The following is a 7,942-nucleotide window of genomic DNA, read 5'->3' as shown; positions in this document are numbered from 1 at the left end:
GCTCCTCAAGCAGCAGCCGCACCCCGCCGGGCAGCCGTACGAGCGCCCCCGGGGGCCCGCCGGGGCGCGGTCCGCTCGCCCCGCCGCCCGGCCGCGGGGTGCGCAGCTCCACCGCCCACCGCCCGTCGTCACCGCGTGTCGAGAAGTGCACCACCACCGGCTCGCCGCCGGCCTCGCCCCCGAGCCGCCCGCCGATCGCGGCAGGCAGCGTCGCCGACGTATTGACGACCAGCACGTCGCCGGCCCGCAGCAGCGACGGCAGCGCGTCGAAGGCGTGGTGCGACACCCCGGTGCCGCGCGACACCAGCAGCCGTACGTCGTCCCTGCCGCGCCCCCGCTGCTCCGCCGGAACCCGCGCGGACAGCTCGTCCGGCACCCGCAGCGCGGCCAGCGCGGTCGCGGTCATCGCGCCGCCGCCAGGGCCGGGGCCGCGTAGCGGCCGCTCGCGGGACGCCGCTCCACGAGCGCGAGGAACCCGGGCACCACCGAGGCCGGGTCCGGCCGCACGTCAGTGTCGCCGGGTACCGCGGCCGCGTACAGATCGGTGGCCATGTCGCCCGGATCGACCGACCACACCCGCAGATCCCGCTCCTCCACCGCGAGCACCGCCGCCAAGTGGTCGAGCGCCGCCTTCGACGCCCCGTAACCGCCCCACGTCCCGTACGCCTCCGCCGCGGCGTCCGAGCTCACCGCGACCACCGCGCCCCTGCCACTCGCCCGCAGCAGCGGCAGCGCCTCCTGCACCAGGCCGAGCGCCGCCACCGTGTTCGTCTCCAGCGCCTCCCTGAACCCGTCGAGCGGCAGCCGGGCCAGCGGCACCAGCGGCTCGGCCCCCAGCGCGCTGGCGTTGCTCACCAGCAGGTCGAGCCCGCCGAGCCGGCCCGCGGCTGCCACCAGCTCCCGCCGGTGCGCCGGGTCCCGCACGTCTCCCGCGAGAGCCGCCACCCGCGTCCCGTACGCGCGCGCCGCCGCCGCCGACTCCTCAAGGACGGAGGCGGTACGCGCCCCCAGCACCAGGTCCCAGCCCCGCTCCGCAAGACCCGCGGCGAGCGCGCGCCCGAGCCCCTTCGATCCCCCTGTGACGACCGCGACCGCCATGACATCCACTCCCTCGTGTCTCTCCGCGGCCCCGTCCCGGGCGGGTCCCGGGCCCGCGTGGCTCCGCGGGCCCGGCCGGCCCGCGAGTGCGGGCCCGTCCGCCGGGACGGCGGCCGACCCGCGTCGATGGCGCCACCGTAAGAAGGGACAAAGGCCCGCGGCCTCGGTCCGCGGGGCCCGCGCCCGAGGGCATTTCGGCCTAGGCCCAAGGCCCCGGTCGGCGGGACCCCGCGGCCGATACGCACGGAGGCACCCCGCCGGTACCGTGAACACATGACCCCGGACCGATCCACGGGCTCCGGCCTCGCCGCCGTGAGCACGGCGCTCCTCGCCATGAGCAGGCACCTGGAGGTGCGGGACGTCCTCAAGACGATCGTCGCCTCCGCCCGGGAAGTGCTCGACGCCGAGTACGCGGCGCTCGGCGTCCCCGACGACCACGGCGGCTTCGCGCAGTTCGTGGTCGACGGCATGACCGACGAGCAGTGGAAGGCCATCGGCCCGCTGCCCAGGCAGCACGGGATTCTCGCGGCGATGCTCCACGACGAGAAGGTCGAGCGCCTCGCCGACGTGCGCGAGGACCCGCGCTTCGGCGGCTGGCCGCGCACCCACCCCGAGCTGTCCGACTTCCTCGGCCTGCCCGTCAGGGACGGCGACGAGACACTCGGCGCCCTCTTCCTCGCCAACAAGCGCTGCTCCGGCAGCGACACGGACTCCGCAGGGGTCTGCGGCTTCACCGCCGACGACGAGGAACTGCTGTCGATCCTCGCCCAGCACGCGGCGATCGCCCTGACCAACGCCCGCCTGTACGAGCGCAGCCGCGAACTCACCATCATCGAGGAGCGCTCCCGGCTCGCGCACGAGCTGCACGACGCGGTCAGCCAGAAGCTGTTCTCGCTGCGGCTCACCGCGCAGGCCGCGGCGAAACTCGTGGACCGCGACCCGGCACGCGCCAAGGACGAGCTCCAGCAGGTGGCGGCCCTCGCGGCCGAGGCCGCCGACGAACTGGGCGCCGCCGTGATCGAGCTGCGGCCCGCCGCCCTCGCGGAGGACGGCCTCGTCCACACGCTGCGTACGCAGATCAAGGTGCTCGACCGGGCGCACTCCGCGCGCGTCACCCTCGACGCCCCCTATCTGAAGGCGCTCCCCGCCGCCCAGGAGGAAGCGCTCCTGCGGGTCGCGCAGGAGGCCCTCCACAACGCGCTGCGCCACTCCGGCGCCGGCCACGTCGGCGTCGTCCTCGGCAGGCGGGGAGCGGGCGCCGTCCTGCATGTGAAGGACGACGGCAAGGGCTTCGAACCGTCCGCCGTCCGCCGTGCGGGCCGCCATCTCGGCCTGGTGTCCATGCGCGACCGCGCGAGCGGCGTGGGCGGCAGGCTCACCGTCACATCGGCGCCCGGAGCGGGCACCACGATCACCATGGAGGTGCCCGGTGGCTGACCCGATCCGTGTGTTGCTCGTCGACGACCACCAGGTCGTACGGCGCGGCCTGCGCACCTTCCTGGAGATCCAGGACGACATCCAGGTCGTCGGCGAGGCGGGCGACGGCGCGGAGGGCGTCGCGCGCACCGAGGAACTCCGCCCCGACGTCGTCCTGATGGACATCAAGATGCCCGGCACGGACGGCATCGAGGCACTGCGGAAACTGCGCGAGCAGGACAACCCGGCGAAGGTGCTGATCGTCACGAGCTTCACGGAGCAGCGCACCGTCGTCCCCGCCCTGCGCGCCGGCGCCTCCGGCTACGTCTACAAGGACATCGACCCCGAAGCGCTCGCCGACGCGATCCGCTCGGTGCACGCGGGGCACGTACTGCTGCAACCGGAGGTCGCGGAGGCGCTGCTCGCCCAGGACGACCAGGTGAGCGGCCAGGGGAGGGGCACGTCCCTGACCGACCGCGAGCGGGAGGTCCTGGCGCTGATCGCCGACGGCCGCTCGAACCGCGAGATCGCCCGAGCCCTGGTGCTCTCGGAGAAGACCGTCAAGACCCACGTGTCCAACATCCTGATGAAGCTGGACCTCGCGGACCGTACGCAGGCGGCCCTGTGGGCTGTTCGGCACGGCGTCACCCGCTGATCCGAGATTCATACTGTCGGGTGTATGTCACCCGGTCGGCGTATCCGTATGACCGGGTACGCGTTCTCCTTGCGTGCCGCGGCGCAGCGCCGCGGATCGTACGAGGAGGAATCCCGAGATGAAGAACCTGAAGAGGGCGGCCGCACTCACCATGATCGCCGGTGGCATCGTCGCGGCGGGCGCGCTCGCCGCGACCGCGAGCGAGACGGGCGCCCACGCACCCGTCGCCCACGCCCAGGCTTCGGGCGAGGCCGTCCACTCCCCGGGCGTCGGCTCCGGCAACCTGATCCAGGTCCCGGTGAACATCCCGGTCAACGTGGTCGGCAACACGGTCAACGTGATCGGCCTCCTGAACCCGGCCTTCGGCAACCACGGCGTCAACTTCTGACCCGAGCCGCACACCGTCCAGGCAGGCACCCCACGGCCGCCGACGGCGGAGCCGCGGTACGGCGAGACACGCGGCACACCGGCGAACGCGCGGGACACCGCAGAACGCGCGAGACCCCAGGGAACGCGCGAGACCCCGCAGAATACGGCGGGGGACGCGGCGAGGCCACCGCGCCCTCGCGGTCACTGCGACAGCGCGACCTCGCGCACATCGCGACCTCGCGCACATCGCGACCTCGCACACACCGACGGAGGCGCCCTCCCGTACCCGCAAGGGCTGGAGGGCGCCTCCACCGGCGCCGCCGTACGTCCCGGTGACGCCGCCGTACCCCCCCGAGCCCGGCGGCGTCCGTCCCTACCGCCGCTCCCGCTCCTCCACATACGCGTTGTACGACGCGACCTGGGCCCGCCGCGCCACCCGCTCCACCGGCCGCAGCGCCGACACGCGTGCCGCCATCGCCGACGCGCTGACCGCGGCGCCGTCCCCGGTCTCGTACGCGAGCGACACCATCAGCCCCACCCGCCGCGCCAGTTCCAGGACCCGCGCCGCTCGGGCCGGATACCCCGGTGCCAGCAGCGAGGCGTTGCGCGACGCACGCGACCGGTACGCGTCCAGCGCCGCCTCCGCGACCGGCCCCGACGCCGCGACATCGAGCCGCGACAACAGCTCCGTCGCCTCGCGCAGCGCCTCCGCGAGTTCACGCTCCGCCTCGCCCAGCGACGGCACGTCCGCCGGCGGCGCCTCCCGCACGGGCAGGCAGTGCCAGACGACCTCCACGTGCTCGTCCCCCTCGGGCCCCACCGATGTGATCTCGGGCACCAGCCCGTACGGCGCCCCGACGGCGACGACGGCCTCCTCCGCCTCCAGCGCCCGCGCGTTGAAGTCCGGCGGACCGCTCAGCCCCAGCGGGTGCCCGGGCGCGGGCAGCGCGACCCGGTAGCCGGTCACCCCGAGCGAGCGCAGCCGGCCGAGCGCCAGTGTCAGCCCCACCGGGCCCGGCTCGTCCGGCAGCCCCTGAACGCGGTGCACCGCGTCGTCGCCGACGACGGCGAGCGCGGCGTCGTCCGGTGATGCCAATCCGGCCAACAGGGCGTTCCCCCACGAGGCCAGTCGTCCAGAACGCGGTTCCGCATGCATGCGCTCCAGCCTACGGGCCCGGTGGAGACGGCCCTCACAGCCGGAGCACCTCCCCGGTGGCGTAGGTTTTCTCCTGGAGCCGCGCCTACAGGCGCACCCTGGAGCTCACGACGATTGCATGGGGAGACAGCGCACTCATGAGCGATGTACTGGATCTGGTGGACGTGTCCGTTGTCCGCGACGGACGCGCTCTGGTGGACGAGGTCTCCTGGTCGATCAAGGAGGGCGAGCGCTGGGTCATCCTCGGCCCCAACGGCGCGGGCAAGACCACCCTCCTGAACGTCGCCTCCAGCTACCTCTTCCCCAGCTCCGGCACCGCCACGATCCTCGGTGAGCAGCTCGGCAAGGTCGACGTGTTCGAGCTGCGCCCCCGTATCGGCGTCGCGGGCGTCGCCATGTCCGAGAAGCTCCCCAAGCGCCAGACCGTGCTCCAGACCGTGCTGACCGCCGCGTACGGCATGACCGCCACCTGGAACGAGGACTACGAGGAGATCGACAAGGAGCGCGCTCTCGCCTTCCTCGACCGGCTCGGCATGACCGAGTTCCTCGACCGCAGGTTCGGCACGCTCTCCGAGGGCGAGCGCAAGCGCACCCTGATCGCCCGCGCCCTGATGACCGACCCCGAACTCCTGCTCCTCGACGAGCCCGCCGCGGGACTCGACCTCGGTGGCCGCGAGGACCTCGTCCGCAGGCTCGGCAGGCTCGCCCGCGACCCCCTGGCGCCCTCCATGATCATGGTCACGCACCATGTCGAGGAGATCGCACCCGGCTTCACCCACGTCCTGATGATCCGTCAGGGAAAGGTCCTCGCCGCGGGCCCCATGGAGACCGAGCTGTCGTCCCGCAACCTCTCCCTCTGCTTCGGCCTCCCGCTCGTCGTCGAGCGCAACGGCCTGCGCTGGACGGCGACCGGCCTGCCCCTCAAGTGACCGGCCTCCCGGACCACTTCCGGACGGCGGGCGGGCCCGCGCCGACGCCGCCCCGGATACCGCGGCGGGCCGCGAAGAGACCCGCGGACCCCAACAGCCGCCAAGTGACCTGATATTCACCCTGTCCCGACCAGGAACCGCCGACCTACCATGACGTCGTGGACATCGACGCATGGGTGTGGTGGCTGATAGCGGCGGTCGGGCTCGGCATCCCGCTCGTCCTCACCGCGATGCCCGAGTTCGGCATGCTCTCCGCCGGCGCCGTGGCGGGCGCGGTGACCGCGGCACTCGGCGGCGGAGTCGTCCTCCAGGTCGTCGTGTTCGCGGTCGTCTCCGTCGCGCTCATCGCCGTCGTACGGCCCATCGCGACCCGGCACAGCAGACAGCGGCCGGGGCTGCGCACGGGCATCGACGCCCTGAGAGGCCGTCAGGCCGTCGTACTGGAACGGGTCGACCGGCGCGGCGGCCGTATCAAGCTCGCCGGCGAGACCTGGTCCGCCCGGGCCCTCGACAAGGAGCAGACGTTCGAGCCGGGGCAGGAGGTGGACGTGGTCGAGATCGACGGCGCCACAGCGGTCATCATGTGACGGGGCGAACCGTGTGACCCACGTGACCCGCGTGACCCACGCGACCGCGTGAACCGCACAGAACCCGCCCCACATCCCATTCACCCAGGCCAACCCGCGCGAACTCCCCCCGGGAGCACGCCCGGTCTGGGAAACTCGATCATCGGACTATCCGTCGGCGAAGGGCCCAAGGAACACGATGGCAGCAATCATCATCGTCCTGATCATTCTGGTGGTGCTTGTCTTCATCGCCCTGATCAAGACGATCCAGGTCATTCCCCAGGCCAGCGCGGCCATCGTCGAACGCTTCGGCCGCTACACCAGGACACTCAACGCGGGCCTGAACATCGTGGTCCCGTTCATCGACTCGATCCGCAACCGCATCGACCTGCGCGAACAGGTCGTACCGTTCCCGCCGCAGCCCGTCATCACCCAGGACAACCTGGTCGTCAACATCGACACCGTCATCTACTACCAGGTGACCGACGCGCGCGCCGCCACGTACGAGGTCGCCAGCTACATCCAGGCGATCGAGCAGCTCACCGTCACCACGCTCCGGAACATCATCGGCGGCATGGACCTCGAACGGACCCTGACCTCCCGTGAGGAGATCAACGCGGCCCTGCGCGGCGTCCTCGACGAGGCCACGGGCAAGTGGGGCATCCGCGTCAACCGCGTCGAGCTCAAGGCCATCGAACCCCCCACCTCCATCCAGGACTCGATGGAGAAGCAGATGCGCGCCGACCGCGACAAGCGCGCCGCGATCCTCACAGCCGAGGGCATCAGGCAGTCCCAGATCCTCACCGCCGAGGGCGAGAAGCAGTCCGCCATCCTGCGCGCCGAGGGCGAGGCCAAGGCCGCGGCGCTGCGGGCCGAGGGCGAGGCACAGGCGATCCGTACGGTCTTCGAGTCGATCCACGCGGGCGACCCCGACCAGAAGCTCCTCTCCTACCAGTACCTCCAGATGCTGCCGAAGATCGCCGAAGGCGACGCCAACAAGCTCTGGATCGTGCCCAGCGAGATCGGCGACGCCCTCAAGGGCCTCAGCGGTGCCTTCGGCAACCTGGGCCCCGGCATCCCCGGCTTCAACAACAGCGACAAGGGCGGCCAGCAGCAGGGCGCGGGCAGCGTACCCGGCCAGGGAAGCAGCCCCGAAGCGGGCGGGAAGTCGCTCGGCTGACGCACCGTCCGCGGGCCCCGGCCCGCGCACACCGCGGCCGATCCGGAGACCATGACCATCTGGGAGATGCTCGCCGTCCTCTTCGCAGGCGTCTGGGCCGGCGCGATCAACACCGTCGTCGGCTCGGGCACCCTGGTCACCTTCCCTGTCCTGCTCGCTGTCGGCGTCCCGCCGGTCACCGCCACCGTCTCCAACGCCCTCGGCCTGGTCCCCGGCACCCTCAGCGGCGCACTCGGCTACCGCGCCGAACTGACCGGCCAGCGAAGACGCCTGCTGCGCCTCGGCACGGCGGCGCTCGTCGGCGGGCTGACCGGCGCGGTACTGCTGCTCGTCCTGCCGCCCACCGCCTTCGAGACGGTCGTCCCCGTCCTCGTCGGCATCGCGCTCGTCCTCGTCGTCCTCCAGCCCCGAATCGCGGCCCACGTCCAGCGCCGCCGGGCCCGTCGCGGCACGGACGGCGCGGGCGGCGCCGCCCCCCCCCGCCGCCCGGGGCGGGGGGGGGGGGGGGGGGGGGGCCGCGGCGCCGGCGGGGGCGGGGCCCCGGCCCCCGGGGGGCGGGGGCGGGGCGGGCGG

Annotated in this window: 10 protein-coding genes; 7 read left to right on the top strand and 3 right to left on the bottom strand. The window is 73.1% G+C overall.

Going from position 1 to position 7,942, the window contains the following annotated elements:
* A partial coding sequence (locus tag LCE31_RS32945) for an S-adenosylmethionine:tRNA ribosyltransferase-isomerase (protein ID WP_225021000.1) occupies positions 1-406 on the bottom strand: 406 nt, incomplete at its 3' end.
* A complete protein-coding gene (locus LCE31_RS32940) occupies positions 403-1,098 on the bottom strand; it encodes an SDR family NAD(P)-dependent oxidoreductase (protein ID WP_225020998.1) in 696 nt (231 codons plus the stop codon). The genes LCE31_RS32940 and LCE31_RS32945, both read right to left, overlap by 4 nt.
* Positions 1,099-1,371: 273 nt before the next feature.
* Here LCE31_RS32940 and LCE31_RS32935 point away from each other — a divergent pair, with 273 nt between their 5' ends.
* From LCE31_RS32935 to LCE31_RS32925, 3 genes are all read left to right on the top strand, one after another.
* The gene (locus tag LCE31_RS32935) at positions 1,372-2,535 is read left to right on the top strand and encodes a GAF domain-containing sensor histidine kinase (protein ID WP_225020997.1); all 1,164 of its coding nucleotides are present in this window, start codon (positions 1,372-1,374) and stop codon (positions 2,533-2,535) included.
* On the top strand, positions 2,528-3,169 hold the full coding sequence (locus LCE31_RS32930) for a response regulator (RefSeq protein WP_225020995.1): 642 nt from the start codon (positions 2,528-2,530) through the stop codon (positions 3,167-3,169). The genes LCE31_RS32935 and LCE31_RS32930 overlap by 8 nt, the downstream gene beginning before the upstream one ends.
* A gap of 118 nt (positions 3,170-3,287) precedes the next feature.
* Entirely contained in the window at positions 3,288-3,557 is a 270-nt protein-coding gene (locus LCE31_RS32925; protein WP_225020993.1) for a chaplin, read from the top strand.
* A gap of 354 nt (positions 3,558-3,911) precedes the next feature.
* On the opposite strand, the gene LCE31_RS32920 is transcribed toward LCE31_RS32925, so the two are convergent.
* On the bottom strand, positions 3,912-4,694 hold the full coding sequence (locus LCE31_RS32920; protein ID WP_225020991.1) for a hypothetical protein: 783 nt from the start codon (positions 4,692-4,694) through the stop codon (positions 3,912-3,914).
* A 137-nt stretch (positions 4,695-4,831) separates the two neighbouring features.
* Here LCE31_RS32920 and LCE31_RS32915 point away from each other — a divergent pair, with 137 nt between their 5' ends.
* The 4 genes from LCE31_RS32915 to LCE31_RS32900 form a co-directional block, all read left to right on the top strand.
* Positions 4,832-5,623: an ABC transporter ATP-binding protein gene (locus LCE31_RS32915; protein ID WP_225020989.1), complete on the top strand. Its 792-nt coding sequence runs from the start codon at positions 4,832-4,834 to the stop codon at positions 5,621-5,623.
* 158 nt (positions 5,624-5,781) lie between these two features.
* The gene (locus tag LCE31_RS32910) at positions 5,782-6,210 is read left to right on the top strand and encodes an NfeD family protein (protein ID WP_225020987.1); all 429 of its coding nucleotides are present in this window, start codon (positions 5,782-5,784) and stop codon (positions 6,208-6,210) included.
* Positions 6,211-6,388: 178 nt separating this feature from the next.
* On the top strand, positions 6,389-7,369 hold the full coding sequence (locus tag LCE31_RS32905; protein ID WP_225020985.1) for an SPFH domain-containing protein: 981 nt from the start codon (positions 6,389-6,391) through the stop codon (positions 7,367-7,369).
* 51 nt (positions 7,370-7,420) lie between these two features.
* Positions 7,421-7,942, top strand: a 522-nt coding sequence (locus tag LCE31_RS32900; protein WP_225020983.1) for a sulfite exporter TauE/SafE family protein, incomplete at its 3' end; no start/stop codon positions are given.

Origin of the sequence: Streptomyces sp. 8L (assembly GCF_020176795.1) — a bacterium.
Lineage (GTDB): Bacteria > Actinomycetota > Actinomycetes > Streptomycetales > Streptomycetaceae > Streptomyces.
Note: the sequence above shows the minus strand (reverse complement) of the source record. Positions and strands in the feature narration are given on the sequence as shown.

Excerpts from the sequence above, each read along its gene's own strand:
- LCE31_RS32940 (WP_225020998.1), bottom strand. The coding sequence starts at position 1,098 with ATGGCGGTCGCGGTCGTCACAGGGGGATCGAAGGGGCTCGGGCGCGCG.
- LCE31_RS32935 (WP_225020997.1), top strand. The coding sequence starts at position 1,372 with ATGACCCCGGACCGATCCACGGGCTCCGGCCTCGCCGCCGTGAGCACG.
- LCE31_RS32925 (WP_225020993.1), top strand. The coding sequence starts at position 3,288 with ATGAAGAACCTGAAGAGGGCGGCCGCACTCACCATGATCGCCGGTGGC.
- LCE31_RS32920 (WP_225020991.1), bottom strand. The coding sequence starts at position 4,694 with ATGCATGCGGAACCGCGTTCTGGACGACTGGCCTCGTGGGGGAACGCC.
- LCE31_RS32915 (WP_225020989.1), top strand. The coding sequence starts at position 4,832 with ATGAGCGATGTACTGGATCTGGTGGACGTGTCCGTTGTCCGCGACGGA.
- LCE31_RS32905 (WP_225020985.1), top strand. The coding sequence starts at position 6,389 with ATGGCAGCAATCATCATCGTCCTGATCATTCTGGTGGTGCTTGTCTTC.